Origin of the sequence: Paraburkholderia kirstenboschensis (genome assembly GCF_032806925.1) — a bacterium.
Taxonomy (GTDB): domain Bacteria; phylum Pseudomonadota; class Gammaproteobacteria; order Burkholderiales; family Burkholderiaceae; genus Paraburkholderia; species Paraburkholderia kirstenboschensis.
This window is the reverse complement of record NZ_CP136512.1, coordinates 806,287-832,035: the sequence shown is the minus strand read 5'-3', so window position 1 is coordinate 832,035 and position 25,749 is coordinate 806,287. Positions and strand designations below refer to the sequence as shown.

At 61.8% G+C, this 25,749-nt stretch carries 23 protein-coding genes; 8 read left to right on the top strand and 15 right to left on the bottom strand.

Annotated features, from left to right (window positions below; genetic code table 11):
- Positions 1 to 3: 3 nt before the first annotated feature.
- The 8 genes from RW095_RS12425 to RW095_RS12390 all read right to left on the bottom strand — a co-directional run bounded on the left by RW095_RS12425 (position 4) and on the right by RW095_RS12390 (position 7,034).
- On the bottom strand, positions 4 to 1,215 hold the full coding sequence (locus RW095_RS12425; RefSeq protein WP_317019307.1) for an AAA family ATPase: 1,212 nt from the start codon (positions 1,213 to 1,215) through the stop codon (positions 4 to 6).
- Positions 1,216 to 1,287: 72 nt separating this feature from the next.
- Entirely contained in the window at positions 1,288 to 1,626 is a 339-nt protein-coding gene (locus RW095_RS12420; RefSeq protein WP_317019306.1) for a hypothetical protein, read from the bottom strand.
- Positions 1,627 to 1,647: 21 nt separating this feature from the next.
- A complete protein-coding gene (locus RW095_RS12415) occupies positions 1,648 to 3,534 on the bottom strand; it encodes a type II and III secretion system protein family protein (protein WP_317019305.1) in 1,887 nt (628 codons plus the stop codon).
- Between the two features lie 78 nt (positions 3,535 to 3,612).
- The gene (gene cpaB, locus RW095_RS12410) at positions 3,613 to 4,449 is read right to left on the bottom strand and encodes a Flp pilus assembly protein CpaB (RefSeq protein WP_317019304.1); all 837 of its coding nucleotides are present in this window, start codon (positions 4,447 to 4,449) and stop codon (positions 3,613 to 3,615) included.
- A 39-nt stretch (positions 4,450 to 4,488) separates the two neighbouring features.
- Positions 4,489 to 5,874, bottom strand: a complete 1,386-nt coding sequence (locus RW095_RS12405) for an ATP-binding protein (protein WP_394365125.1) — start codon at positions 5,872 to 5,874, stop codon at positions 4,489 to 4,491.
- 89 nt (positions 5,875 to 5,963) lie between these two features.
- On the bottom strand, positions 5,964 to 6,488 hold the full coding sequence (locus RW095_RS12400) for an A24 family peptidase (RefSeq protein ID WP_317019303.1): 525 nt from the start codon (positions 6,486 to 6,488) through the stop codon (positions 5,964 to 5,966).
- An 88-nt stretch (positions 6,489 to 6,576) separates the two neighbouring features.
- Positions 6,577 to 6,750: a Flp family type IVb pilin gene (locus tag RW095_RS12395; protein WP_128588233.1), complete on the bottom strand. Its 174-nt coding sequence runs from the start codon at positions 6,748 to 6,750 to the stop codon at positions 6,577 to 6,579.
- A 110-nt stretch (positions 6,751 to 6,860) separates the two neighbouring features.
- Positions 6,861 to 7,034 carry a Flp family type IVb pilin gene (locus RW095_RS12390; protein ID WP_128588231.1) on the bottom strand — a complete coding sequence of 58 codons (174 nt, stop codon included), beginning with the start codon at positions 7,032 to 7,034 and terminating at the stop codon, positions 6,861 to 6,863.
- Positions 7,035 to 7,128: 94 nt separating this feature from the next.
- On the opposite strand from RW095_RS12390, the gene RW095_RS12385 reads away from it, so the two are divergent.
- From RW095_RS12385 to RW095_RS12375, 3 genes are all read left to right on the top strand, one after another.
- Positions 7,129 to 8,283 carry an IS110 family RNA-guided transposase gene (locus tag RW095_RS12385; RefSeq protein WP_317016005.1) on the top strand — a complete coding sequence of 385 codons (1,155 nt, stop codon included), beginning with the start codon at positions 7,129 to 7,131 and terminating at the stop codon, positions 8,281 to 8,283.
- A 1,727-nt stretch (positions 8,284 to 10,010) separates the two neighbouring features.
- Positions 10,011 to 11,015: an ABC transporter substrate-binding protein gene (locus RW095_RS12380; protein WP_317019302.1), complete on the top strand. Its 1,005-nt coding sequence runs from the start codon at positions 10,011 to 10,013 to the stop codon at positions 11,013 to 11,015.
- 149 nt (positions 11,016 to 11,164) lie between these two features.
- Positions 11,165 to 11,884, top strand: coding sequence for a haloacid dehalogenase type II (locus RW095_RS12375; RefSeq protein ID WP_317019301.1), 720 nt, complete (start codon positions 11,165 to 11,167; stop codon positions 11,882 to 11,884).
- A gap of 15 nt (positions 11,885 to 11,899) precedes the next feature.
- On the opposite strand, the gene RW095_RS12370 is transcribed toward RW095_RS12375, so the two are convergent.
- On the bottom strand, positions 11,900 to 13,375 hold the full coding sequence (locus RW095_RS12370; protein ID WP_317019300.1) for an NAD-dependent succinate-semialdehyde dehydrogenase: 1,476 nt from the start codon (positions 13,373 to 13,375) through the stop codon (positions 11,900 to 11,902).
- A gap of 358 nt (positions 13,376 to 13,733) precedes the next feature.
- Between RW095_RS12370 and RW095_RS12365 the strand changes: the two genes are divergently transcribed.
- The 4 genes from RW095_RS12365 to RW095_RS12350 all read left to right on the top strand — a co-directional run bounded on the left by RW095_RS12365 (position 13,734) and on the right by RW095_RS12350 (position 19,155).
- On the top strand, positions 13,734 to 13,910 hold the full coding sequence (locus RW095_RS12365) for a phage minor tail protein L (RefSeq protein WP_317019832.1): 177 nt from the start codon (positions 13,734 to 13,736) through the stop codon (positions 13,908 to 13,910).
- Between the two features lie 179 nt (positions 13,911 to 14,089).
- A complete protein-coding gene (locus RW095_RS12360) occupies positions 14,090 to 14,389 on the top strand; it encodes a PAAR domain-containing protein (protein WP_317019299.1) in 300 nt (99 codons plus the stop codon).
- 10 nt (positions 14,390 to 14,399) lie between these two features.
- A complete protein-coding gene (locus RW095_RS12355) occupies positions 14,400 to 18,284 on the top strand; it encodes a type VI secretion system Vgr family protein (protein ID WP_317019298.1) in 3,885 nt (1,294 codons plus the stop codon).
- A gap of 1 nt (position 18,285) precedes the next feature.
- Positions 18,286 to 19,155 (top strand): hypothetical protein, encoded by an 870-nt coding sequence (locus RW095_RS12350; protein ID WP_317019297.1) that lies wholly within the window; start codon positions 18,286 to 18,288, stop codon positions 19,153 to 19,155.
- A gap of 263 nt (positions 19,156 to 19,418) precedes the next feature.
- Here RW095_RS12350 and RW095_RS12345 read toward each other — a convergent pair whose 3' ends face one another.
- The 5 genes from RW095_RS12345 to RW095_RS12325 form a co-directional block, all read right to left on the bottom strand.
- Entirely contained in the window at positions 19,419 to 19,748 is a 330-nt protein-coding gene (locus RW095_RS12345; protein ID WP_317019296.1) for a hypothetical protein, read from the bottom strand.
- 215 nt (positions 19,749 to 19,963) lie between these two features.
- A complete protein-coding gene (locus RW095_RS12340; RefSeq protein ID WP_317019295.1) occupies positions 19,964 to 21,322 on the bottom strand; it encodes an MFS transporter in 1,359 nt (452 codons plus the stop codon).
- A 350-nt stretch (positions 21,323 to 21,672) separates the two neighbouring features.
- A complete protein-coding gene (locus RW095_RS12335; protein ID WP_128597864.1) occupies positions 21,673 to 22,017 on the bottom strand; it encodes a cupin domain-containing protein in 345 nt (114 codons plus the stop codon).
- Between the two features lie 35 nt (positions 22,018 to 22,052).
- On the bottom strand, positions 22,053 to 23,042 hold the full coding sequence (locus RW095_RS12330; protein ID WP_128597863.1) for a M14 family metallopeptidase: 990 nt from the start codon (positions 23,040 to 23,042) through the stop codon (positions 22,053 to 22,055).
- A gap of 34 nt (positions 23,043 to 23,076) precedes the next feature.
- Complete coding sequence (locus RW095_RS12325; protein ID WP_317019294.1) at positions 23,077 to 24,159, bottom strand: tartrate dehydrogenase; 1,083 nt, start codon at positions 24,157 to 24,159, stop codon at positions 23,077 to 23,079.
- 135 nt (positions 24,160 to 24,294) lie between these two features.
- Between RW095_RS12325 and RW095_RS12320 the strand changes: the two genes are divergently transcribed.
- On the top strand, positions 24,295 to 25,218 hold the full coding sequence (locus RW095_RS12320) for a LysR substrate-binding domain-containing protein (RefSeq protein WP_317019293.1): 924 nt from the start codon (positions 24,295 to 24,297) through the stop codon (positions 25,216 to 25,218).
- Positions 25,219 to 25,223: 5 nt separating this feature from the next.
- Here RW095_RS12320 and RW095_RS12315 read toward each other — a convergent pair whose 3' ends face one another.
- Positions 25,224 to 25,721 (bottom strand): Lrp/AsnC family transcriptional regulator, encoded by a 498-nt coding sequence (locus RW095_RS12315; RefSeq protein WP_317019292.1) that lies wholly within the window; start codon positions 25,719 to 25,721, stop codon positions 25,224 to 25,226.
- Between the last annotated feature and the right edge of the window lie 28 nt (positions 25,722 to 25,749).

The following is a 25,749-nucleotide window of genomic DNA, read 5'->3' as shown; positions in this document are numbered from 1 at the left end:
ACGTTATGACGCCGTCGACTGCCGCTGTGTGGCGGAGCGGCCGAACAGCCGGGCGAGCAGCGGGTCATCGCGCTTCTTCTGCGGGACGACGCCCGTCGACTGATTGACGATGCTTTGTGCGAGCGCCTGTACGCTGCGCGTGAGCGCGCTGTTGCGCGCATTTTTCAGCAACGGCTCACCGAGGTTGACGGCCTCGTTCGCCGCTTGCGGGTCGTCGGCGATCAGATGCGAAGGGCGCCTGCCGAGCACCTGTTCGAGCGCGCTCGCGGCTCGCTCGTCGTGGCGGCGGTGCCGGTTCAGGAGCAGGCGCATCCTGTCGGGCGAATACGCGAGCGACACCAGGATCTCCTGTAGGCGGCGGGCCGCGCGCACATACGGCATGCTTGCCTGAAGCACCAGGTGAATCTCGGCGCTGCGATCGAGCGCGACTATGGACAGCGCATTGATGCTCTGGCCGAGATCGAACAGCACGACGTCGTAACGCGGCGCCGCAACGCCGAGAATCCATTCAAGCTGCTCTTCATGAATCTCGAGCGACTTCAACGGATCGCCCGCGCCAGCCAGCACATGAAAGCCCGGCGTGACATGCGTGAGCGACGCATCGAGAAACGCGGCGTCGATGCGCTCGATGTGCGCGCAGATTTGCGGCAACGTGGACGGCGGCTCCTGGTCGCTCACGAGAAACGCGGCGTCGGCGAACATCTGGTTCAGGTCGACGAGCAGCACCCGCTTGCCGTGCAGCGTTGCGATCGCGTGACCCACATTCGCTGCGATCAGGCTCGTGCCTGCACCGCCCTTGCAGGAAATGAACGACACCATATGCGTTTCGTGGCGCGCATCGCCGGCGTGCGGGGCCATGGCACGTTGCACGGCGGCGCCGAGCGCGCGTGCGTCGAGCGGCCAGTTCAGCACGTCGCGAACGCCCGCGCGCATTGCGGCGATCAACGTATCGGGCGACGTCTGCGGCAGCAGCAACAGGCACGTGAGGCGCGGATAGCGGTGCACCAGCAGGTTGACCGAATCGAGTTCGGCGCGCTCGGGCGACGGCGCGTCGATGATCAGCACGTCGAACGCATCCAGACTGTCGCCGCGTTCCAGCAACGTGGAGGGCGCGCCTTGCATACGGGTCGTTGTGCAATTGCCGCAGTCCGTGACGAGGCGAACGACCTCGGACATTCGGCCCGTGTGCTCGGAGTTGATAAGGATATTGATCATGATGTTGTCATCCGCGGAATCGTTGCCTGGTTGGCCTTGCGGCGGCTCGCGTCGCTGCCCGGCCCACGTTGCCTACTCGCCGTTCGTAGATGAAGGCATGGCCGCGCCCGCACCGCCGGCGGTGCTGCGGCCCACGCCGATCACGAATGCATTGGCGGACGTCGTCGGTGCCTTCAGCGACGCGTTGTAATTCGACATCGCCGCGACGGCGGCCTTGCCGTCCACGCCCGCCGTCGACGGATTTTTCGAGGCCGCGTCGGGGTCGATGATCTGGGCCTCCGTGTAGCTCCGTACTGATTCGCCGAAGTGCCGGTCAAAGTCGGGCGTCGTCGACATGCAGCCGTTGAGCGCGAGGCACGCCGGCAGGAGCAACCCAGCCCAGCGCGAGAAGGAAATGGTGTGGTTCGTCATGACGTTCTCCGAGGGATTGCGTTAGTTGTGAGCGGGAAGGGACAACGTGCTCGGTTTGTCGTACGAAGGCCCCTCGCGCGCGGCAATCTGCGCGGCTTTCGCTTCGATGCTGGCGGCGGGCGTGGTCGTGTGTGTGGCCGCGCGTGTGGCCGCGTGTGGGGCTGACTCGGCGGCTGGAGTGCTGTGATGAGCCGGCGTGCCGGCTTGCGGCTCAGGCAGCGGCGGTGCGCTCACCGCTGCGGGCGTCGGCACCATCGCGGAGACGGGCGGCTCGGTGGTGGGAGCGACTGCGGGAACCTGCGGTTGCGACGGTGCCGGAGCCATCGCCGGGGACGGCGCAGGGGCGGGCATCGGCGGAGCGGGCTTGTTGTTGCCGGCCGGGTCGCGGCCTTCCATGTTGCCCATCAGATAAACGTCGGCCTCGTTCGGCGTCTTCAAATGGTCAGTGGGCAGCGGCAGACTCGCCGCCGTTTGCAACGGCTTCACGAGGTGCGGAGTGATGATGAACACGAGTTCGGTACGGTCCTGCTGATACGACGTGCTTCTAAAGAGCGCGCCCAGCACCGGCACTTCGCCGACACCCGGTATCGCCTTCAACGTGCCCGACGCGTTGTTCTTGATCAGGCCGCCAATCGCGAAAGTCTCTCCATCGTTCATCTGCACCGTCGTAGAAGCGCGGCGCGTGGTGATCAACGGCAAAATCGTGAGATTGTTGGTATTCGTCGCGCCGACCGTGACGCCGGTGGACGACAGCTCCGACACTTCCGGAGCCACCTTCAGATTGATGCGGCCGCCGGCGAGTACGGTCGGCGTGAACTTCAGGCCGACGCCGAATTCCTCTTCCTGCAGGATGATGGTCGCCACGCCGTTCAGGTTGCTTTGCGGAATCGGAATGAAAACCTTGCCGCCTGCGAGAAATGTCGCCTCCTGTCCGCTCAGCGTGACGAGATTCGGCTCGGCCAGAATTTTCACGAGGTTATCGCCGTGCTGTCCGTCGATCGCGACATTGAACGGCCGGTTATTCGCCTTGTTCACGTCGACGATGCTCGACACGCCCGCGAGCAGGCTGCTGATCAGCGCGCCGCTCCACGAGCCGAAGCCGCCCTGAATGTTCATTGCCGCGCCCAACTGGTTGAGGACTGTCTTCGACACTTCGGCGACCTTCACTTCGAGCATCACCTGTTGCGGCGAGTCGACGCTCATCATGTTGAGCACCGTCGCGACCTTGCCGTTGCCATTCGCCGCGCCGTTGGCCGCTGGCAGCGGACTGCGCGCATATGCTTTGGCGATTTCCTGCGCCTGGCTCGCGGCCTGCGCATTGGATACGCGGCCGGCGAGCACGAGGTCTCCCGCGACCGTCGAGACGCGGATGTTCGGCTCATCGGGCATGAGTTGCGACAGCGAAGTTTGCAGGCCGCCGGAGTCCGCGTTCACTACCACGTTGATGACCTCGCACGCACCGCTCTTGCCTTGCACGATCATGTTGGTGGTGCCCACCGACATCCCGACCACGTACAGCGTTTCCGGCGACACCATGGTCGCCTGCGCGATCGACGGATTGCCCAGCGTGCGGTTGCGCACCGGTTCCGCGGTGTGCATCAGCGTGGACTTGCCGACCGGCACCACCACCGTACTTTGTTCGTTTTGCGTGCGGCTGCATGCTGGACCGCGCGCGGCGGCGCTTTGCATCGCGCTCGCGGGCTGTGCCGGCGCGGTATTCATGCTGATGGTCATTTGCACTGGCCCGCGCGGCAGGGGCACGGCGGTGGCCTTGCCGGACATGCCGGTATCGAGCGCTTCCTGGGCGTGCACGGCCTGTGTGCCGAGCAGCGATGCGCATACCGTTGTGGTCAGCAACGCGGCGCGCATCGCGCAGCCCTTCATGATTTTCTGTTGAGTCGATTTCATTTCTTTATCTCCCCGTGGCCCGCTGCGAGCGAACTGTCGTGCGTGACACGCCGCGGCATCGCCTGATTGTGTATGTGATCAAAAGCATTCCTGACTGCCTTGCGTTCCGGACAGCACGCCGACACAGTCCCGCTTCGGCGCGAAGCGCGCTGGGTATTTGACACGCGCGGGCGCCGCCGCGACAGCGGGTGCGGATGCAGGCGCGGCGGGTTTGCCTAGCAGCGTGACCTTGGTTGCGCCGCCGGTGGGCAACGCGCGGTCGTCGATCTGGTTGCGCAGCACGAGCGACAGGCTGCCGACGCTGCGCGCGAGATCGAGCTTCTCGGCCTGGTCGGGCGTGACTTCGAGCGTGACCGCGTTGACGACCTTTGGCTGCGTGTCGTCGCGGCTGACCTGCTGGGCGACCGCAAGCACCAGAATCTTTTCGAGGACGATCTTCGAGATGCTCTGCTGTGGGTCGGCATTTTTTGCTTCGGGTTCCTGAGTGTTGACGATGACATCCACATAGTTACCAGGCAGCGCAAAACCCGCCACGCCCACGACGTCGTTCACGCGCACCGTGATCGCACGCTTGCCTTCGCCGATCACCGCCGACAGACCGCCTTTGGTGCCTTGCGGAGCGAGCTTCGATTCGATCACCGGCTCGCCGGGTTCGAGGCTGGTGCGTACCACGCGCCCGTCCAGTGCCTTGGGATCCTTGAACGCGCCGGGCGGAACGCTTGCGGAGGGCCAGTTCACGGTGCGGATCAGGTTCGGATTCAGCGGTTGCCCGAGACTCACTTCGGCGGTGGCCACCGCAACCGGCGTGACGGCCGAGGACGAGGCCTGCAGCAACCATCGCGACGCGAAACCGACGGCGGCAAGACCTGCGAGCAGAGCCATTCCTAACATCACAATTGCGCGACTGGTCTTCATGGTGATACTCCTTTCATGAGTTGCGATGGCACCTGCTGATCAAGCACCGGCGTACCGTTTGCCGGATTGCCCGGCATGGGATGGAAGCGTCTCTTCGTGCTCCGGCGCGCTGCCGAAATAGCTGTGCCATGCATGCGCCAGGCGGTATTCGGTGACGACCGGTACGTCGCCGTGATAGAGCGCGAACGAACGCAGCACGGCGAGCAGATCGGCGGGATAGCAGGCGAGAAGCGGTGTGCGGCTTCGCAGATGCAATTGGTGCAGCAGGTACTCAAACACGCCGGGTGCTTTTTCGATGTCGTGCGCCGCGCATTGAGCGTCGAAGAGGCGCCGGTAGTCGTCGAGGCAAAGCGCGCCGACATGGAGCTTCGAGCCGAGCCTGCGCAGAAAGGCGTTGTCGTTGAGCTCAGCGGGAGTGAGGTTGGTCGAGAACACGGGCCACACATCGAAGGGGCTCACGAAGCGCGCGCCCGATTGCAGCGAGAACTGATCGACGCCGCGATCGAGCGGCGTGATCCAGCGATTGAACAGATCGGCGGGCGCGACGCGCTGACGGCCGAGATCGTCGACGACATACATGCCCATGTTCGCCTTCATATGCGGCGGCGCCTGATAAAACCCAGTGCTCGCGTTGTACTGGAGATCGAGCATCGCCAATGTCAGCTCGCCGCCGGACATCACCACCGGCCGTTCGCATACTCGCCAGCGGCGGTCGGTCACGTGGGGCAGAGCGTCAGCGCAAGCGTCGCGATGAATCAGCGGATCGTGCAACTGAATGACATCGCCCGCTACATGAATCGCATAGGGAACCGGCACAGCGCCGTGCAGCAACTTGCCAAGCCGTTCGGCGAGGTACGTCTTGCCGCCGCCCGCCGGGCCATAGAGCATGACGGGGCGGCCGGCGTTCAATGCGGCGACCGCGGAATCGAGCAACGGCATATCGGCGATCAGATCCGCGAAGGCCGCGCGCACGTCGTGCTGCGCAATGCGGATGTGTTTTACCGAATACGCGCTGACGGTACTCACATAGGCTTCGAGCGTGACCGGCGCGGGGCCGCAATAGGTGGAGCGGCTCGCTTCGTGAGCCGCGAGCGCGCGGCCGGCATCGGTGAGGCGCAGATGGACATCGGTATCGGCCGCGCCGCGATGCGCGATTTCGACGAGATGTTCGCGCACGAGGAAGCCGATCGTTTCATCGAGCGCCGCTGCCGTCAGGCAATGCCGCGCGATCAGATCGCCGAGCGACGATTTGCCGTTCTGCAGAATGGACTTCAGAATCAGATGCGCGACGAAGAGCGCGGGCAAGCCAGTGTCCGCAATAGTGCGCGGCGCGCGCAATACGATCTCGTTCGTGCGAGTCTGGCCGGCGTCCATTGCGAGGGCCGCGTTCGCTGCCTGGTCTGTGGCGGTACTGTTCTTGTTCATGTCCTACTCCCCGGTGCCGCACGCTACTGTGTGCACGGCTTTATCGCCTCTGATGCCGGATCGTCGTTCGGCTCGCGGTTGTGATTCAGTTATGCCGTTGCCGTCAGCAGCACCGAAATGGTTCCTGCTGCGATGGCCGCGCCGTAGGGCACCGATCCTACCGATTCGATGGAAGCCGCGCCTGCGCCGCGTAACGCGGGGTGGGCAATGACCCGAAGGTTCGCCCAGACCTTTCCCAACTGATGACGCCGCGCGGTACGCGCAAGCATCCATATGCCGCCGATCACGCAGGTCGCGAGAGCCGCATGAAACACGAGCGAGGGGCCAATCCATGCGCCGACCATCGCGAGCAGCTTCACGTCGCCGGCGGCCATGCCGCGCACGAGATAAAACGGCAGAAACAGCACGAGTCCGACGACGGCGCCCGCGAGCCACGCTACGGCGCCGGCGCCGTGTCCCTTGAGCCAGCACTGCACGAAAAGCGCGCCGAGCAGACCCGCGCCGACCAGCATGTTCGGGATGCGCCTGCACTGAATGTCCGTGCTGGCGGCGGCGACCACGAGCGCGATCACGCACGGGACGATCGGTGGCAGGACGTTGGCGGTAATCAGCATGGCAAGCTCCCGTCGGTAAAACCGCAGCTGAAAAGGGCGGTGCGATGGGCGACGACGCGAACGCGGCGCCCATCGGCACTTCGCGAAACTAGGCCAGGTAGCCGGAGATCGCGATGAACTTCGCCTCCAGGTTCGTCCCAATGGCCGTCACACCAACGACGATGGCGAGCGCGATGAGCGTGGCGATGAGGCCATACTCGATCGCGGTGACGCCCTCTTCGTCGTGGACGAATGCGTCAATGGATTTAATGAGCGATTGCATGATCGACTCCTGTTCAACTTGATTGCGGCCTTGCGGGCCGGGCAGCGCGCTAACGGCGGTGGCGACGGACGGTGCGCTTGCGCGATTCGTCCGCCGGCACCGGTCCGTATTTACGCGAGCTTCCCTGCGATGAAGTTGAACTTCGCATTGAGATTGGTACCAACGGCCGTCACGCCAACGATGATGGCGAGCGCGATGAGCGTGGCGATCAAGCCATATTCGATGGCGGTCACGCCGTCTTCGTCGCGAATGAATGCCTTGGCGTTGTTGATGAACGATTTCATGATTGATCTCCCTTTAGATCCTATGTAACGGGAGATTCGCCGGCGAACTGATCGATAAAATCAGTCTGTCGAACCCTGCTACAAGGAGAGCATCATGCGCACGGATCAGACCTTTACGACGGGTAGCGAGGAACAGTTGCTCGCGGTGTCACTTGAACTGGCGGCAGCAAACTGGAAGGTCGCGCTGCACGACGGCCGGCGCGACAAGCCAGCGGTGCACACGGTGGCACAGCCGCAAGCCGCAGCCCGCCTCCAGGCCGTGCTGGCACTGATCGAAGGGCACAGGGAGAAGTGGTCGCTACCAGCCGGCGTGCGCATCGTCGTGAGCTACGAAGCCGGGCAGGACGCGTTCTGGATCTGTCGCGCGCTCCAGGCGCACGGTATCGAGTGCTATGTCGTCGATCCGGCCAGCATTCCGGTCGAACGTCACAGGCGGCGCGCGAAGACCGACCGGCTCGATGCAATCAAGCTGGTCATCAACCTGCGCGCATGGCTGCGCGGCGAGCGCGACCGTATGCACGTGGTTCACGTACCGTCGCCGCAGGATGAAGCGTCCCGTCATCTGATGCGCGATCGCGGGCAACTGCAGAAGGAGGTACTGCAGCACCACGACCGTATGCGCAAACTGCTGGTCACAGTCGGTTGCTGGCACAACGTCGACCACAAGGCTTTCGCCGGTCAGCTCGCCTGTGGCCAGGTGATGTGTCATGACGGCGCGCCGTTGCCGCCCGAATTACGGGAACGGCTGCTGCGCGAATGTGAGCGACTGGCGCTCGTCGAGCAGCAACTCGCGGTACTTGAGAAGACGCGGCAAGCGAGTCTGCCTTCGCCTGCGCGCGAGCGAATTGATCAGCTAGCGCGGCTGAAGGCTATCGGGCCAGTAGGCGCGTCGCGCCTCGCGCTCGAACTGTTCTGGCGGGAGTTCACCAACCGGCGTCAGGTAGGTGCGTGCGTCGGACTGGTGCCGCAGCCCTACAACAGCGGCGAGAGCCAGGTGGACCAGGGCATCAGCAGGCAGGGCAATCGACGGGTGCGCGCCCTGCTCGTCGAGATCGCGTGGTGCTGGCTGCGTTACCAGCCGGACAGCGCGCTGACGCAGTGGTTCAACCAACGCACGCAGGGCACTGGACCGAATCGTCGCGCGCGGCGCATTGCCATCGTCGCGGTGGCACGACGCCTCGCAATCGCGTTGTGGCGTTATCTCAAGGACGGGGTAATACCCGATGGTGCGCAGTTGAAGTCGACTTGAGCAGGCAACGTAGCGCAATAATGCAAGGTCCGAAACTCCCGTGTATTGGCGGTTTGAAGTGAACATGCCCGTAGCCATCCTGGGTTACCGACGTAACCGATGTTTTAGATGGGGCATGCTCCTGGTGGAATCCCAGCGCAACGCGCATGCAGGATGAGGCTGGCCACGCGCCAGCGGATAGAAGGTTGTGAGACGTTGGTGTCTTACGCGCGCGAAGATCGGCTTCAGACTTGGAATATTGAACGGATCGTGGCAATTGCTGACGGCGGTGGAAGTTCCCGGGAACATGCCGCGCAAACGCGTTTGCATGATTGTGAGCGCAATGACTCGCGCTCACAATCATGCGCCAGCATATCGCCATCTCACAGCGTCAAGGGTCCGCTGCGCCAGGCTTCGCCTGCCCTTGACCCCGCAACGATGTTTCGATCCGGATGGTGACACGCTTGATCGATGATTTGTGAGTCAGTTCGCGAAGGGCCTTGACAACTTCCTGCTCATAGAAGGATGGCTAACTTAAATGTCATCGAATGACTACGGTTTGGGTACAACGTGCTGCTCACTACGAGGTGCTACAGGAAAGGGCGTCCGGGCGCTGCGTATTAGAGCGGCCGGGCAGGAGCCGCAAGCGGCCCACTACGATTCGTGTGCTGAGGATCGCGCTGCGCGATTGGCAGCAGGATTGGCTTCCGGAAAACAAGGCACGGAAGCGGCGCATTGAAAATGACCGCAAGATGAGATGCGGGAAGACGACGCACGATGCGCGCGGTGCACCGCAACCCCGTTCGAATGAGAATGAAAGACCGCATCTCCTGGCACTCCTAGTATTCTTTTATTTCGCAGCCGGTTCGTTCTTCCCGCGGCTCGTTGACGAGCGTATGAGAGAAGCCCCCGTTGGCATGACCTGGTCGGTGGTCGTGTCGCCGGCTGTATGAAAAGATAAAGGCAAGGAGTGGGCCAGTTACTGTGGAGTCACGAGCGCGCCGCGGTTGCAGCCATTTGAGCGCGCGTCGCTATATGCCCGCGTGCGTAGATCTGACCGAAGTGCTTCACATCTGCGTCATCGGCAGGTCATTCTTGCCGCCGCGGAAAATCGCGCTTTTCGGCCATGGCCGTGCCTGACGCCCACACTTAGGGATTTGACCCAGGTGTGTCGATGAGGAGCTCTGCTCCTCGAATTGGGGCGGTTTTTTGGCACGCATCGGACCAATCCGTTTCAACTTTGAATCGCGGGTAGTTAAAGCGTGCACTTCAAACGGGACAGTGGCGGTTTCTCGCGTGTACTGGAGCACTCACATACAAGCCTTCCCAAGTCTGTTTGCCTCTCACGGCGATCGTATCGTCGCTGACGTTCGCGACGACGGCGCGCGCCGCGGTCGATCTCATCGCGGTTGGTCAAATTGGCGGCCTTAGCGGCGATCTGTCGAAGGAAACGGCGGCACCGCTGGAGAACGGCGCACCGGGAAATATGCTCGGTGGCCTCGGTTCGGGCATCGCGTACGCGGGTTGCCATACGTTCGTCGCGGTGCCCGACCGCGGCCCGAATGCTGTGTCGTACAACGCGGCCCTCGACGATACCGCGTCGTACATCAACCGTTTCCAGCGCGCGCCATCAAGGCGCGCCACGCGTCGACGCCAAAGCGCGCTGATAGATAACGTTATCGAAATCGATTCATTCCCATGCCTTCCGCGGCTCGATACGCTGACGCATCAACCGAACGCGAGGGTTTATGGCTGTTTCTGCTTCCACATCTTTTTCAACGCGACGGCGCATGCTGAAACTGTTGGGCGCCGTGCCCGCGCTTGCCGCGACCGGCGTTCTACATTCGCAACATACGCTAGCCGCGGATCTTGCATCGACCACGCTTGTACTCGGCGACCAGGCCGGTGGCACGCGCGCGCTCGTCGAAGCGGCCAAAGTGCTCGACGGTGCGCCATACGCTTTTCGCTGGGCCAATTTTCAGGGGGCAGCGCCGCTGTTCGAAGCGCAACGTGCAGGCGCCGTCGATCTCGCACCGGCAGGCGATTTGCCGGTACTCGCAGCGGCGGTGGGCGATCCGACCTTGAAGATCGTGGCAACCCGCGTGGGCTCGGGCGCGCAACTCGGCATCCTTGTCCCGCCGAACTCCGCGATACGCACGGTTGCCGACCTGAAAGGGCGTACCGTATTTGTGTCGTCGGCACGCGGCAGCATTTCGCAATTCCAGTTGTATGGCGCACTCGCCGAAGCAGGTTTGTCGAAAGACGACGTGACGGTGCGCTTTATTTTGCCCGTCGATGCATTTGCGGCGTTCGCTTCTGGATCCATCGAAGTGTGGGCGACATTCGATCCCTACTACGGCATTGCCGTGCAACGCGGCGCCCGCATTCTGCGCGACGGCACCGGCATCAATAGCGGGCTAGGCTTCATCACTGCGTCTGGGTCGTCGCTTGCGGACGCAGGCAAACGCGCGGCTATCGCGGACGTGCTGTTGAGACTGCAACGTGCGGGCGACTGGGCGTTGGCAAACGCCGATGCCTATGCGCAAATCTATGCAACGTTGACGCGCTCTCCGCTCGATGCCGCGAAAACGATCACGCGGCGCGCGTCGCTCAAACAGCATTTCGTCAACGATACGGATATTGCCGCGCTTCAGAAAGTGGCCGACAGTGCGAACCACGACGCGATTTTGCCGCGCCGCGTCGATGTTCGCGCGATCTCGGAGACGCAGATTGCTCGACTGGCGAGCGGTTAGGGCGGTAGGGCGAGCGGTCGAAGTGGCCTTCGGCAATCGACTTCAAGGCCGCCGTCTGTTTCGCATGTTGGCGGCGCGCGTTTGACGTCGGTACGCGCACGATAACCTACACTGCGGCTTCTAATCCGCGAAAAAGAGGAGCCCAATCAATGCGACTGACCGACTTTGACACGCTGACGTTCGATTGCTACGGCACGCTAATCGACTGGGAAACAGGCATCTTCGAAGGCTTGCGGCCGCTTCTCGAACGCGTCGAGCAAACGCTCACGCGCGACCAGGTGCTCGAAGCACACGCGCGACACGAGTCGTCGCAGCAAAAATACACGCCTTACCGGCGTTATCAGGAGTTGTTGCCGATCGTCTATAAGCGCCTCGCGGAAGAGTGGCGCGTGCCTTACACGCTCGACGACTGCATGGCTTATGGCAGATCAATTCAGAACTGGCCGGCATTCGACGATTCAGCCGCTGCGTTGCAGTACCTGAAGCAGCACTACAAGCTGGTCATTCTTTCGAACGTGGACAATGAGAGCTTTAGCTATAGCAACGCAAAGCTGCACGTCGAATTCGACGCCATATTCACCGCTGAAGATATCGGTTCATACAAGCCGTCGCCGCGCAATTTCGAGTACATGCTGGCGAAGCTGGGCGAACGCGGCATCGCCAGGGAAAAGATCCTTCACACGGCAGAAAGTCTCTTTCACGATCACAAGCCGGCGAATGCATTTGGACTTGCGTCGTGCTGGATCTATCGTCGGTACGCCAAAGAGGGCTTTGGCGCGACAATGGACCCGGGCTCCCAGCCGAAGATTGACTTTCGCTTTAACAGCATGGCCGAACTGGTGGAAGCCCATCGCAACGCTTTGGCTTAACGCGAGCGCGATTGCTTATTGGTCGAAGCCGCCCTGGCACAGGTATTTGATCGACAGATAATCGTCGAGTCCGTACTTCGAGCCTTCGCGGCCGTAGCCCGATTCTTTCACGCCTCCAAACGGCGCCGCTTCACTCGACACCGCGCCTTCGTTGATACCGATTACGCCTGCTTCCAGTTGAGCGGCGACACGGTCTATACGCCGCACGTCCTGCGTATAGAAGTAAGCGGCGAGGCCGAACGGCGTATCGTTCGCGAGACGCAGCGCTTCAGCTTCGTCGCTGAAGCGGAACAGCGGCGCGACCGGTCCGAAGGTTTCCTCGCAGCACACCAGCATGCCGTCCTGCGCGTCGGTCAGCACAGTCGGCGCATAGTAGTTCGGGCCGAGTTCCGTTAGGCGTTTGCCTCCCGTCAGCACTTTTGCCCCTTGTTTTACGGCGTCTTCCACGTGACGCGCGATCTTGTCGATGGCGCGTTCGTTGATCATCGGGCCGATCTGCGCGCTCGGGTCCGTTGCGGGTGCAACCTTCAGGGCCGCCACGCGTTTCGCGAGAAGATCGGCGAAACGCGCATAGACGCCGGCTTGCACATACACGCGATTCGGGCATACGCAGGTTTGCCCGCCATTGCGAAACTTCGCTGCGATCAGACCGGCGACGGCGGCGTCGAGATCGGCGTCGTCGAATACGATGAAGGGCGCATTGCCGCCCAATTCAAGCGACAGCTTTTTCAACGTGGCGGCGGACTCGCGCGCAAGATGCTTGCCGACCGGCGTCGAACCGGTGAAGGTGATTTTGCGAACGCGAGCATCGGCGAGCCAATCGGCCACCGCTTCAATGCCCTGGTCGCGCGAAGCCGACAGCATGTTCAGCACACCGTCGGGCACGCCGGCTTCCTGTGCGAGAGCAGCGAGTGCCAGTGCGGTGAGCGGCGTGTCTTCGGCAGGCTTGGCGACCACCGTGCAGCCGGCCGCGAGGGCCGGCGCGATCTTGCGGGCGATCATCGCGAGCGGGAAGTTCCACGGCGTGACCGCGGCCACGATGCCGATGGCTTCCTTCACCGCGCTCATGCGCTTGCCGCGTTGCTGCTGCGGAATGATGTCGCCGTAAATGCGCGTCGCCTCGTCTGCGAACCACGCGACATATGACGCGCCATACGCGACTTCGCCGCGGCTTTCCGCGAGAGGCTTGCCTTGTTCCGTCGACATCAGCCTGGCGAGGTCTTCGGTGTTCGCGACGATCAGCGCATGCCAGCGGCGCAGAATCTCAGCGCGTTCGCGCGGCAGCTTGCCGCGCCATGCGGGCAACGCGCGGGCCGCGGCGTCGGTGGCGGCGCGTGCGTCCGCGGTACTGCTGTTCGCCACTTCGACGATCGTCTCACCGGTCGCGGGATTGGTGACGGGAAAGCGCGCGCCGTTCGCGGCGGCGATCCACTGGCCACCGATGAAATTGAGCGGGCGGATCAGCTCATTGCGCGTCAATGCGAGGGACATTGCGTTGCTCCTTGGGTTGCCCTTTTGACAGGATCAGGCGTACGGTTTCTGTGAGCGCGCAGCGGTGTGCAGAGAGCCGCGCGAATCTCGTTCCATAGGCCGATGCTACGCGCGTCCGACAGTCAATGAATCGCCTCAAAAAGCGGCCCACGGTGTGCAGACGGGTTTTTTCGGGCGCCTACAGCATATTCTGCTGATTGCATTGCAAAGCTAGCGCCTGCGACATGGACCTGTCGACGCGCGCAACGACAAGTTGCGGCGGCGGTGCGCCGGCTCCGACTCGCGGCGGGAGCACGGGCGGCAGCAGCGCATCGATCAGCGCGTGGGGCATCTCCTATGGCGATCTGCTCGATGACGGATCGCGCCTGTATGCGCGGGTGAGCCGGTCGCGGACGTCTACGACAACCCGACAGCGAACCCGGCAAAGGACGCATGCGGCAAGCGGATCAAGTCCTGCCGGATGCGCTTTCCCCAGGGGATGCCCTTCGGGCGCTTCCCCGGAGCAGGCCAGTATCGTTCACAACAGCGCCCGTAACGCATTCCGGACAGGAATATGCGGCGTGCATATGTTCCGCACCTATTTAATCCTTGTCCGATATTCGTGGGCCACTACTCCGTTAAAGATGACTGCGACAGCGGCCATTGATCCCGGTGCGCGGGTCTTAAGGCGGGCTCTGTCCAGTCAGACAATCCATCGTCACGCAGCGGAAGAACATGCCGCTTTCGACTGTGGATCGCTTAATAAAACAGGAGTCACGGATGAAGGATGCAGCAACCGGTAGGGACATGGCCCGCCTTGGGGACTCGACGGATCACGGCGGCAGGATTGTAGAAGCGTCGCACGATCTGACACACAGGAATGTCCGCGTCGCGCTGGACGGCCATCTGGTCGAGTGCCCGGCATGCGGCGGCAGGTTCCCGATCGAGGCGACCGGCAGGAGGACTCATCGCGGCGCGCGTGTCGCTTTCATAGGTGACCGGACGGCGTGCGGGGCTACGCTCATCAGGGCGTAGGAAACGGCGCATGAAGAATCATTTTCGCAATTACAGCGACATATATCGCGCGCCGGAACGGCCCATGATGATAGACGGCGCGGCCTTGCCCCGGTGGACGCCGCCGCTGACGCCCGAACACTACTATCGCAAGGCCAGATCGCTACCGGTCGAGGACATGTCGAAGCCGGTCCTGATTCCGGTCCATCTACACGGCACGGAAGCCATCGGCGAACTGTTCCACTACACGGTCCGCGTCATGACCGACATCGACACCTACGTGGAAGCGCTCGATCTGGACAGCATCGTTGGGACGGAAGTCACGGTATCAATCGACGTTCCCGGCAAAGGTACATTTGTGTCTGGCATGCCAGGCGACACGGGGGACGGGAATATCGGCTTCCATGTGCGGAAGATTTCGGGGTACGTGAGTGTTGCGCGGTTTGTACGGCGCGATGATCGCTCCATGGTTTACGAGTTTGAAATCGAGCCCGCGCTGAAAAAGGCCACGCTCGGCCAGAACTGGCGCATCTTCCAGAACTGCACCGTGATAGAGGCCATCAGCGAACTTCTACGCGGGTATGCGGAAAAGATCGACTGGCGCATTGCCGGGCCGCTTCACGGGTCGCATTATCCAAGGCGCGACCTGCAACGGCAGTACTACGAATCCGACTACATCTGTTTCAAACGCTGGTGCGAGCGGGCGGGGCTGTTCTTCTGGTTCGACCATGACGATGCGCACACGCTCGTTATTGCCGACACCATGGGCGCGTTTCACCGGCACGGCGAGGCTTACCGAACGATCCGGTACGCCCCGGATGAAAACCGGACCGATGAGGAAACCATCGCCCGACTTGAGTTTGCGAGCCGACAGACAGCAGGTAACGCGACAGGCGTCGATCACGACTACACCGAGCCGCGCATGCGACGGGCAAACATTCCACTGCGCGTATCCAGTGAAGATCCGCGCGACACGGCGCGCGCTGAGCAGGAGTTCTACGAGTACGTGAACACAAGCCAGCCGCTACAGGGGGCGATGGGTCTGAATGCTGAACCGCTCGATGCGCGCGAACAGGCGCGACAGGCCGCGATGGTCCGTATGCAGTCGCTGCGCTGCCAGGGACTGCGCGCGACGGGACACGGCCACCTCCGCGCACTGATACCCGGCAAAACGTTTCACCTGGCTGAACACCCGCTCGACAAGGCAAACCAGGAATACATCGTCGTGTCCACCACATTGACGATGGAGGCAAATGCCCAGGCAAGCGGGACGGATCAGGCATTTCGCTGCGATACCGCATTCGAGCTTTGTCCGATACTTGCAGGGTATTTCCGTCTGCCTATGGTCACGCCGTGGCCCGTCGCGGGCACCGAGATTGCCATTGTCAGTGGTCCCGACGACCAGCAGCTGTGGACCGATGCGCTCGGCCGCGTGAAGTGCCAGCTTGTTCCGGACCGCGCCGGGCGCTACGACGAGAATTCGTTTATCTGGCTGCGTGTCACGCAGCCCTGGCAGAACGGGCAGATGGGGGCGGCGCTCGTCCCGCGCATCCGGAGCGAAATTCTGGTTGGCTATATCAACGGCAATCCCGACATGCCGTATATCGCGGGAAGCGCTGTCAACGCAGATAATCCGCCCGCGTGGGCACTGCCGCACAATCGGTGGGTTTCGGGCCTGCGCTCCAGAATGGAGAAAGGCTCTTCGTCAAACCATCTTGCGCTGGACGATACGCACGACAGGCAGCAGGCGCAGCTTGCCAGCGATCATGCAAAGTCGAGCCTGAGTCTGGGCTATATCACGCGTATCGACGGCAACCGTGGGCGGCAGGACGAACGGGGTGAAGGCTTCGAGCTTCGGACCGACAAGCATGGCGCGCTAAGGGCTGCCCTCGGCATGATCGTGACGACTTTTGCACGTACCGGCGCGGCGGGCAAGGTCAAGGAAATGGGCGAGACGCACGCGCAGCTAACGGAAGCGCGCAGCATCCACGAAGAACTTGCGCTGTCCGCACAGCAGCACGGCGCGCAGGACGCCACCGGGGCGCAACGGGATGTTGCGAAGGCGCTGAGCGATGCAAACGCCGCGCTACGTGGCAAGGCATCGGGCGGAGCTCATGACTTTCCCGAGTTCGGGCAGCCGGATATTGCCGTGTCCAGCGCGGCGAATCTGCATGCGGCGGCGCAGGACAATACGCATATCGTGAGTGGGAAACATACGGCGTTGACGGCGGGCGGCAACGTCGCGATTGCCGCGCTCAAATCGCTGTTTGCTTCCGTGCGCGAAGCGATTGCATTTTATGCCAGCAAGTCGATATCGATGATTGCCGCAACCGGGCGCATACACCTCGAAGCGCGTGCCGATGGACTCCAGGCCATCGCGCGGGAGGACGTGACGGTGACCAGCCAGAACGGGTGGCTGCGGCTGGCCGCGCTGAAGGGTATCGAAATCAACGCGGGCGGAACCCTGCTGCGGCTGACGCCGGAAGGCGTCACAGTTCACACGAACGGGCACTACCTCGTTCACGCAGCGAGCCATGCGACAGACGATCCACAGGCTGTGCTGGTCGCGATGCCGGTCTCGGAGGAGAATCCGGGGCAACTGTCCGCGCATCATGTGCTGGTTGAGGACGGCGGCGGGTTCATTCTGGCGGGGCAGCCCTATCGCATCACGCTGGACGATGGTCAGGTGATCGAAGGCGTCACGAACGGGCGCGGCGAGATGCAACTGGCGACGAGCAACGTTGTGTCGTTCGGTCTGGTTGAACTGCTGTCGCAGAGCGAGCCGGATAAGGTGATATCGGCGAGTACGACGACCGTATGGCGCGATGACAGTCTGCCCGCACCTGAAACGGTGGAGATGCCGGAAAAGCGCACGACAAAAGTGGGCGGCAATTCAGCCGAAACGCCGGGCGACGGATTGACGGGCGATGGCAAGCCGCCTGTGTTCGTTGGGTGTGATCCGATGAACTGGGGATTGCGTGCGTATCACCTGCTCAGGAATGCGAGAGCTGCCGATACGCCGCCGACGTTCCAGTACCGGAGTGATGTCGAGTACCCGGTTGCAAAGAGCTACACGGCCGCTGTGAAGGAAAGTCTTTGCAAAATCGACTGGGCGAGCCTCGCGGGAAAGACGGATGAAGAGATAGGGGCGGTCATCGTGCCAGCGGTCCAGGCGCCAATCTGGAATGCGTTGCAGGCGGGTCCGTTCGGATTGCCGGGGCCTACCCCAGCAAGTGCCGTGGCAATGCCCGACATCGTGATTGTGTCGGCGGCGAACGCGGCGCAATACGACTTTCCCACTGGTGCGCATGGCATTTTTACGGCCCGCTATTGGACGTTGTGTCTGTCGAGATGGGACGTCGATGGAATTATCACGACCATGAAAGGCGATCCGGCAACGAATGCCGCGCTGATTGATTTCGCCGACACCGTTTATCACGAAGCGCGGCACTGCCAGCAACTCTTCTGGCAGATTTCATTGCTCAACGCATTTCCCGACGATTACAGGGAGTTCCCCAAAATGAAAACGTGTTTCAAAGAGATCGCCGGAAAAGGAATATTCGACCTGGCCTCTAGAACACCTTTCCCGGAAGACGGCCTCGCCCGCACCGGCATCCATGCGATGCTGGTGTTCTATTACTACTGGTTGATTCGCAAGCTGAAGGGAGTCGAGTACTGGAAATTCATTCAGGCCGATCTGGAAAAAGTCGAGGCCGAAGCCTGCAAGGTGAGAAACGTCACACCGGAGCAGGTCCGAACAATGGCAGTCACGTATACGAGTTATCTACATGAACAGGATGCATTCTTGTGTGGTGAAGTGGTCCAGTATTGCTGGACTGGTCGTTCTCAGTTGCGTAACCCAGGCACATGCACAAGTGTCTACGCCCACGTCATCCAGTCAATCGGAGCGCACTGAAATGAGTTACGACATTACGCCGTCGCAGGAGCGGGCGTTATACGCGCTACTTGATAAGGTCATGGAGGTGATGCGCGACGACAGGCCGTTCAACCCGGGCGACCCTGCTTTCGGGACGCTCGAATCGTCCGAATACTTTGTCCCTGAAGGAGGGGGCAAAAAATACGCGTTCGCGAAGGACGCCTTTCCTGATGCGAGGGTGCGGCTGTCTACATCGCCTGATCCGCTCGATTACTCAGACGACAGGTTGAAAGTGCGAGTCGTGCCGGTTTCCTTTGAGCTGTGGTTCCATAACGCTCTCGCCGGGATCAATCGCCGCGTGCTTGAAGAGCGTCTTGATCTCGCAGGATACTGGGTAGACAGCGATGGCATCATGAACGAAAAAAACGACATGGGGGCCGGTCTACCGCCGGCTATGCTGTTGCACCCTTACCGTTACCGGGCGAATGCGGGCGACAACGGACGTTTTCCCGTGGACGTTGAACTGTTCTTCCTGGACCCCGCGCCCAATGATCCCTCCGGGAAGGTGCGGCTTGATCGAATCACAATAGATCGCGACTACCCCTATCTCACGCCCGCGATGCGCAAGAAAAAGCGCGAGGAACAGAACCAGAAAAAGCGGCAGACCTACGGGTACATGAACCTGTGTACTGACGCGCCATGCCCGGAATCCGGCGTGTGGGAAGGCTGGACAAAGGAAGGCCCGACTGACGTGATGCGGTTCGAACGCGGGCAGAAGTTTGACGCTGTGCGCAGTGTGTCGCTGGAACAGGGGGGCTCATGTCCGATGGTTCCCGGCCAGTGGTTCTGGCTATGCAGTGTCAATGAGGAAACCGGCACCGTCTGGAAGGGCATTGCGCTGAAGGGCTAAGAGAAGGCGACTGGTCTTCCACGTATGCGAGTTATCTACATGAACAGGATGCATTCTTGTGTGGTGAAGTGGTCCATTATTGCTGGACTGGCCGTTCTCAGTTGCGTAACCCAGGCACATGCACAGCGACTGGTGAGCCGATCCGAGCAACACGTTATTCGATTTTCACGGCAACGCGTCGAGTTCCCTGGGTGCGTTTCGCAACCTGTAACGTCTGCAATTACACTTCGCGTGGCATGAAATAGACCTTCGCGAAGCAGGCGTTAGCGCGCTAACGCCTGCTCCTTCCGCGCTTTCGCGCAGTCGGACGTGAACGCCATGCTGGCCTGGTCCGGTGTCATGCGCGGCGCGTCGGGCGCGTAAATTTTCTCGATGATGTCGGCAAACGTCTGGCGGTCCGCATCGTCGCGATAGTACTTTGCAGCCTGATCGAGCGCCTGCGCTTTGGTCTTCTTGTGCGCGCGCCAGGAAGCGACCTGGCCGGCAATATCGCCGATCGCAAAACATTGATCGCTGACCGTTTGTGCCACGGCCTGAACGGACGTTTGAGCGAGGCATCCCGCAAGCAATGCCGATATCACCACGCGTTTCATCACGACGAATCCTGTTGGGCGCAAAGGCCGCAGTTTAACGCGGCACCGGACCCTCGCTGCCCGCGTCGATTCGTCGCTGCGGGCGATTATTTCTTGTCGGACTCGGCTTCGGAGTCGGTGCCGCTTTTGCAGTTGCTTCTGTACACCTTCAAAAGAAAAAGCCGCCTCGAAAGGCGGCTTACTTAGATCGGCAAGGCGATCTCCGTGCGATGCGCTCAGTGCCCAAACGACTCCGCTTTAGGCACCGACGCATTCGCCACGTGCGGCCGCGCCGCCTGCTTGATCAGCAGCGCAATGCACGCGATCACACCGGCCACCGCGATCGTTGCGAAAATGCCGGCGAACGTGAAGTGACGGCGCGTGAGTTCCGCCACGAGGAACGAGCCGGCAATGCCGCCAAAGCGTCCAATGCCAAGCATCCACGCGACGCCCGTACCGCGCCCTTGCGTCGGGTAGAACGCGGCGGCGAGCGCGGGCATCGACGATTGCGCGGTATTCATCAGCACCCCCGCAACGAACACGATGAACACGAGCGCGCCGACATTGCCCACCGCCTGGCCGATGAAATACACGCTCACCGCGGTCAACGCATAGCAGGCCGCGATGATGCGGTTCGCGTTGAAGCGGTCCATCAGCACGCCACACACAACCGCGCCTACGCCGCCGAGCGGGAACAGCGCGGAAATCAGCGTCGCGCGTTGCGGCGTGAGGCCGGCGTCCTTCAACAGAATCGGCATCCAGTTGATCGACGCGTAGAAGATTACCAGGCCCATGAAGTAGGTGATCCACAGCATCAGCGAACCGACGATGTACGCGCGCGACAGCACTACGCCCGCGCCCTTGCCGCCCGTTTGCGGCGCGGTTTCGGTCATCATGAACGAGTCGGCCTGCGCCGCTTCGTTCGAAATGCGCGATAGGGCGGCGCGAATCCGCGCGACCGGCTGATTGTTGGCGACCATGTAGCGAACCGACTCCGGCATCTTGATCACCAACAGGACCAGCAACAGAAGCGGGGCGATACCGCCGAGCAGCAGCACGCTGCGCCAGCCGAAATGCGGAATCATCCACGCGGCGAGGAAGCCGCCGAACGCCGCGCCGAGCGGGAAGCCGCAAAACATCAGATTGATCACGGTCGCGCGGCGGCTGTCCGGACAGTACTCGCCCATCATCGTGACGGCGTTCGGCATGGCCGCACCGAGGCCGACGCCGGTGATGAAGCGCAGCACCGTCAGATATTCGATGCTCGTCGAAAACGCCGAGCCGAGGCAGGCGGCACCGAACAGCAGCACCGAACCCAGCAGCATCCCCCGCCGTCCGAGCCGGTCGGACAACGGCCCCGAGACCAGCGCGCCGCACGCAAGGCCGAACAGCGCCGCGCTCAGTACGGGTGCGAGCGCCGGTTTGGCGATGCCCCACTCCGCGAGCAGCGACGGTGCAATGAAGCCGATGGCGGCCGTATCGAAACCGTCCAGCAGGACGATCACGAAACACATGAAAAAGACCAGCCACTGGAACGGTGAAAATGGATGCTCGTTGAGGAAGGTCTGAACGTTCACAGCGTTGCTGCGATTCATGATGCGTCTCCTGACTGCAAAAAGGCTCGTCGCAGCGAGCCTCGTCTTCCTTTACGATCGCGCGCCGTTGGGCGGCGCGCAATGCCTGCGCCTGCGACTCTGTCCGCTTCATCCATGCATGGTATGCGGACAGGGTGGCCGTCGCTATCAATTTTATTTGTTCGTATATAGAACTACGATTCTTTTAGCGAACAAGCGCCACTGTAAGTAATTTGATAACGGCAGGTCAACGCGGGATTACCCGACACTGCTGCCGGTTCACGTCGAAAGGAAAGGGCGGTGAGGAAGCAGCGAATAGTGCGGAGGCCGCGGCGCGCGTGCGCGAGCCGGGTAGTAACTATAAGGGTCGATCAGAGAATCACGTAGATCTTGCGCATGGTCTCGTCCACTTCCCAAAGACCTTCGGTATTGGCTTCGAAGAACAGCGTGTCGCCGCTTGCAAAGTGGACCGTCTCCTCATTGTCGGGCGTGAAGCGCCCATGCCCGGCGATGATGTGCATGACCTCGGCCTGCTTGACCGAGCGGCGGTAAGTGCCGGCCGAGCATTCGAAGATGCCGGTGTCGATGGCTTCCGTACCCTTGATCACCCGCTGCACGCCCGAGACGCGGATCGGCGTGGTGCCGGGCAGGCCAGCCGTGCCCCAGTCCTCCAGATTCTGCAGATTCACGCTTTGTTTGATTTGTTGAACCTTCATGGCTTTAGCTGCCTTATATAAATGCACGCGCCCGCTCACAGGCCGCTGGTTGAAGTGTTGGCAATGGTTTGTTCGATCTTGCCGAGGCGCACGACCGTCACACCGGGGCGCAGTTGGCGCAGGGAAGGCATGACGAGCATGCAGTTGTCGTAAGGCGTGGTGACGGCTTCGCCGTTGGACCAGCCGATCACGGCCCCGGCTTCAGGGAAGATTTCGAGGCCGGTGTACGGCCCGGCAAAACGAAAGTCCATGCTCGTTGCGACGACCGGCTCCGTTACTCGCACAATGTGCTGCACAGGTGGCAACGGCGCGAGCCAGTCAGGCGGCAGATCGCTTTCGTCGACCACACCGGCGAGCAGCAGGAAGCGCGCGGTCGTGTCGCGCGCCACCGCCACGGCGCTCTTTTCCCAGTGCTGCCCGCATTCGATCAGCAACGCGTTCTTCGTGCTGGCTGCGTCGCCGAAGCCTTCATAGTCGCGCATGCGACGGCCTTCCGGATGGCCTTCGTCGCAGATCACGGTGGCGGGTGTGCCGAGTCGCACAGCGAGCTCGATGCCTTTTTGCAGCGGCCCGGCCACGATCAGCGGCTTGCTTTTCTCGTGCATAGAATGCAGATCGAGCAACGCGTCGACGCTGTCGATTACCGGCCGCATCGCCCGCGCGCGCGCCAGTTCGCTGGAAGTTAGCGACGCATCGTCGAGCACGGCGGCGGTCCAAACGCGGTTGAAATCCTGATCGACGAATCGAGCGGCGTCCGGCTTCGCGGGATCGAAGCTCAGGTAAGCCGCGACGTTCGCGAACGCGAGCGTGAGGCGCCCGCGCCGGGGGCGCAACGCGCGGCGCAGCAGGTCATCCACGACAATTGCGCCGCACACTTCGTTGCCGTGCGTGAGCGCGTTGATCATTACGTGTGGGCCCGGCACGCCGGAGTCGAACGTATGAACGTATGCAATGCCCGACGGCGATTGTTCGTGTGCCGAGATGTCGGGGAACTCGACTTCGATAGGATACGTTTCCATGCTCATGCGAGAGTGTCCTGGCAAAGAGATTGAGTCAGCTTCAGCCGAGTTTCGCGGCAATGGCCTGACCGACTTCGGTCGTGTTCGCCTTGCCGCCAAGGTCGCCGGTATGCGGGCCTTCAACCAGTGTCGCTTCGATCGCAGCCAGAATCGCGTCGTGCGCCTCGCGCTCCTTGCCCTCGTGATTGCCGAGGAAGTCGAGCATCATCGCCGCGGACCAGATCATCGCAATCGGATTGGCGATGTTCTTGCCGGCGATGTCGGGCGCCGAGCCATGCACCGGCTCGAACAGCGAAGGAAACTTGCGGTCCGGGTTCAGATTGCCCGACGGCGCGAGCCCAATCGTGCCGGTGCATGCGGGACCGAGATCGGACAGGATGTCGCCGAACAGATTGGTGGCCACCACCACGTCGAAGCGGTCCGGATTCAACACGAAGCGCGCACAGAGAATGTCGATGTGCTGCTTGTCCCACGTGACGTCCGGGTACTGCGCCGCGATGCCCGCCGCGCATTTGTCCCACCACGGCATGCTGATCGCGATACCATTGCTCTTGGTTGCGACGGTGATCTTCTTGCGCTCGCGGCGTTGCGCGAGATCGAACGCGAACTTCAACACGCGTTCGCTGCCGTGCCGCGTGAATACCGATTCCTGCAGTACGAACTCACGCTCCGTGCCCTCGAACATCACGCCGCCTACCGACGAATACTCGCCTTCGGTGTTTTCACGCACGATCCAGAAGTCGATGTCGCCGGCCTTGCGCCCCGCGAGCGGCGACGGCACGCCGGCGAAAAGACGCGCCGGGCGCAGGTTGATGTACTGGTCGAATTCGCGGCGGAACTTGAGCAGCGAGCCCCACAGCGAAATGTGGTCGGGCACTGTGTCGGGCCAGCCCACCGCGCCGAACAGAATCGCGTCGGCCGATTGCAGTTGCGCCTTCCAGTCGTCGGGCATCATCTGGCCGTGCTTCGCGTAGTAGTCGCAGCTCGCCCATTCGACGTGCTGATACTCGAGCTCGATGCCAAAGCGAGTCTTCACCGTGTCCAGCACGCGAAGCGCTTCGGGCATGACTTCGACGCCGATGCCGTCGCCGGGAATGACAGCGATCCGATATTTCTTCGACATGTTGTGCTCCTCCATTAGGGCTAGTACTGATTCGATAACGGTTATTTTATTCCTGCAGTTTGGCTCTAAAATGGTCGCTTTAGTTAAGCCACTGTGCACGATTCGTGTACAAACCACAACGCCAGTGAGCGACCTATGAACGCCGTCCCGTCACCCGATCTCGGCGATCTGCGCGTGTTTTGCGAAGTCGCGCGCAAAGCCAGTTTCAGCGCGGCGGCAGAGGCGTTGTCCGTGTCCGCGGCTTATGTGAGCAAGCGGATCAATGTTCTGGAGACTACGCTCGGCACGCGTTTGTTGCACCGGTCCACGCGGCGCGTGGCGATCACGGAAGCCGGCGAGCGTGTCTATACGTGGGCCGAAAAAATTCTCGACGACGTCGATCAGCTGGTGGAAGACGTTTCGACCACGCGCCGTATTCCCGGCGGCAAGCTGCGTATTTCGAGCAGCTTTGGTTTCGGCCGGCGCTTCGTCGCACCCGCGCTCGCGGGGTTTTCCGAGCGTTATCCGCAGTTGAGCGTGCGCCTCGACCTGTTCGACCGGCTCGTCGATGTGGCCGGCGAAGGCTTCGATCTCGACATCCGTATCGGCGACGACATCGCGCCGCATCTGATCGCGCGGCGGCTTGCGTCCAATCATCGCGTGCTATGCGCGTCGCCCGACTACATCGCGCGGCATGGCGCGCCGCGTCAGCTAGCCGACCTGTCGTCGCATGCGTGCCTCGCGATCAAGGAGCGCGATCATCCGTTTGGATTGTGGCGCTTGACCGTGCGCGGCGAAGCTGTGTCGATCAAGGTCACGGGACCGTTGTCGACCAATCATGGCGAGGTGGCGGTGCAATGGGCGCTGGCCGGACGCGGCATCGTACTGCGTTCGATATGGGACGTGCGGCCGCTGCTGGAAAGCGGCCAGTTGCAGCAGGTGTTGCCGGAGGTGACGCAGCCGGCGAACTTGTGGGCGGTGTATCCGGCGCGGCTCGCGCAGTCGGCGAAAGTGCGGGTCTGCGTGGACTTTCTCAGCGCGGAGTTTGCCCAATGGAGCCCGCCGGAACACAGCGCCTGATATACCTATTGATGATTCTGCGAGAACAACGTTTCGAGCGGATAGTGGCTCTTCACGAACGGCGACTTGATGATCACGTAGCTGAAGTATTTTTCAATGCCGATGTCGCGTTCCAGTAAGCCTTCAATAATGCTCTGGTAATGGCTCACGCTGCGCGTGACGAACTTCAGCAGGTAATCGTAACCGCCGCTAGCAAGATGGCATTCGACGATCTCATCGACGTCGCGAATCGCATTCACGAACTTCGTGAAGTCTTCACGCCGGTGATCGGCGAGCGTGACTTCGGTGAAAACGATCTGCACGTCGCCCAGCTTTTCGAGCTGGATTTGCGCACCATAGCCGATGATGTAGCCGGCTTTCTCCAGGCGCTTGACGCGAATCAGGCAAGGGCTGGGCGAAAGGCCAACCGCGTCGGCAAGCTCGACGTTGGTTATGCGGCCTTTCTTCTGCAACTGCGAAAGTATGCGCAGGTCAATACGGTCCAGCTTGCAGTCGCTGCTCATCGTAACGTTGTGGCTCCGGCGGTTGGGG

Bases quoted from the DNA above. Each gene is read 5' to 3' on its own strand.
- RW095_RS12425 (WP_317019307.1), bottom strand. From the start codon at position 1,215: ATGATCAATATCCTTATCAACTCCGAGCACACGGGCCGAATGTCCGAG.
- RW095_RS12420 (WP_317019306.1), bottom strand. From the start codon at position 1,626: ATGACGAACCACACCATTTCCTTCTCGCGCTGGGCTGGGTTGCTCCTG.
- RW095_RS12415 (WP_317019305.1), bottom strand. From the start codon at position 3,534: ATGAAATCGACTCAACAGAAAATCATGAAGGGCTGCGCGATGCGCGCC.
- cpaB (WP_317019304.1), bottom strand. From the start codon at position 4,449: ATGAAGACCAGTCGCGCAATTGTGATGTTAGGAATGGCTCTGCTCGCA.
- RW095_RS12405 (WP_394365125.1), bottom strand. From the start codon at position 5,874: ATGAACAAGAACAGTACCGCCACAGACCAGGCAGCGAACGCGGCCCTC.
- RW095_RS12400 (WP_317019303.1), bottom strand. From the start codon at position 6,488: ATGCTGATTACCGCCAACGTCCTGCCACCGATCGTCCCGTGCGTGATC.
- RW095_RS12395 (WP_128588233.1), bottom strand. From the start codon at position 6,750: ATGCAATCGCTCATTAAATCCATTGACGCATTCGTCCACGACGAAGAG.
- RW095_RS12390 (WP_128588231.1), bottom strand. From the start codon at position 7,034: ATGAAATCGTTCATCAACAACGCCAAGGCATTCATTCGCGACGAAGAC.
- RW095_RS12385 (WP_317016005.1), top strand. From the start codon at position 7,129: ATGCGCACGGATCAGACCTTTACGACGGGTAGCGAGGAACAGTTGCTC.
- RW095_RS12380 (WP_317019302.1), top strand. From the start codon at position 10,011: ATGGCTGTTTCTGCTTCCACATCTTTTTCAACGCGACGGCGCATGCTG.
- RW095_RS12375 (WP_317019301.1), top strand. From the start codon at position 11,165: ATGCGACTGACCGACTTTGACACGCTGACGTTCGATTGCTACGGCACG.
- RW095_RS12370 (WP_317019300.1), bottom strand. From the start codon at position 13,375: ATGTCCCTCGCATTGACGCGCAATGAGCTGATCCGCCCGCTCAATTTC.
- RW095_RS12360 (WP_317019299.1), top strand. From the start codon at position 14,090: ATGCCGCTTTCGACTGTGGATCGCTTAATAAAACAGGAGTCACGGATG.
- RW095_RS12355 (WP_317019298.1), top strand. From the start codon at position 14,400: ATGAAGAATCATTTTCGCAATTACAGCGACATATATCGCGCGCCGGAA.
- RW095_RS12350 (WP_317019297.1), top strand. From the start codon at position 18,286: ATGAGTTACGACATTACGCCGTCGCAGGAGCGGGCGTTATACGCGCTA.
- RW095_RS12345 (WP_317019296.1), bottom strand. From the start codon at position 19,748: ATGAAACGCGTGGTGATATCGGCATTGCTTGCGGGATGCCTCGCTCAA.
- RW095_RS12340 (WP_317019295.1), bottom strand. From the start codon at position 21,322: ATGAATCGCAGCAACGCTGTGAACGTTCAGACCTTCCTCAACGAGCAT.
- RW095_RS12335 (WP_128597864.1), bottom strand. From the start codon at position 22,017: ATGAAGGTTCAACAAATCAAACAAAGCGTGAATCTGCAGAATCTGGAG.
- RW095_RS12330 (WP_128597863.1), bottom strand. From the start codon at position 23,042: ATGAGCATGGAAACGTATCCTATCGAAGTCGAGTTCCCCGACATCTCG.
- RW095_RS12325 (WP_317019294.1), bottom strand. From the start codon at position 24,159: ATGTCGAAGAAATATCGGATCGCTGTCATTCCCGGCGACGGCATCGGC.
- RW095_RS12320 (WP_317019293.1), top strand. From the start codon at position 24,295: ATGAACGCCGTCCCGTCACCCGATCTCGGCGATCTGCGCGTGTTTTGC.
- RW095_RS12315 (WP_317019292.1), bottom strand. From the start codon at position 25,721: ATGAGCAGCGACTGCAAGCTGGACCGTATTGACCTGCGCATACTTTCG.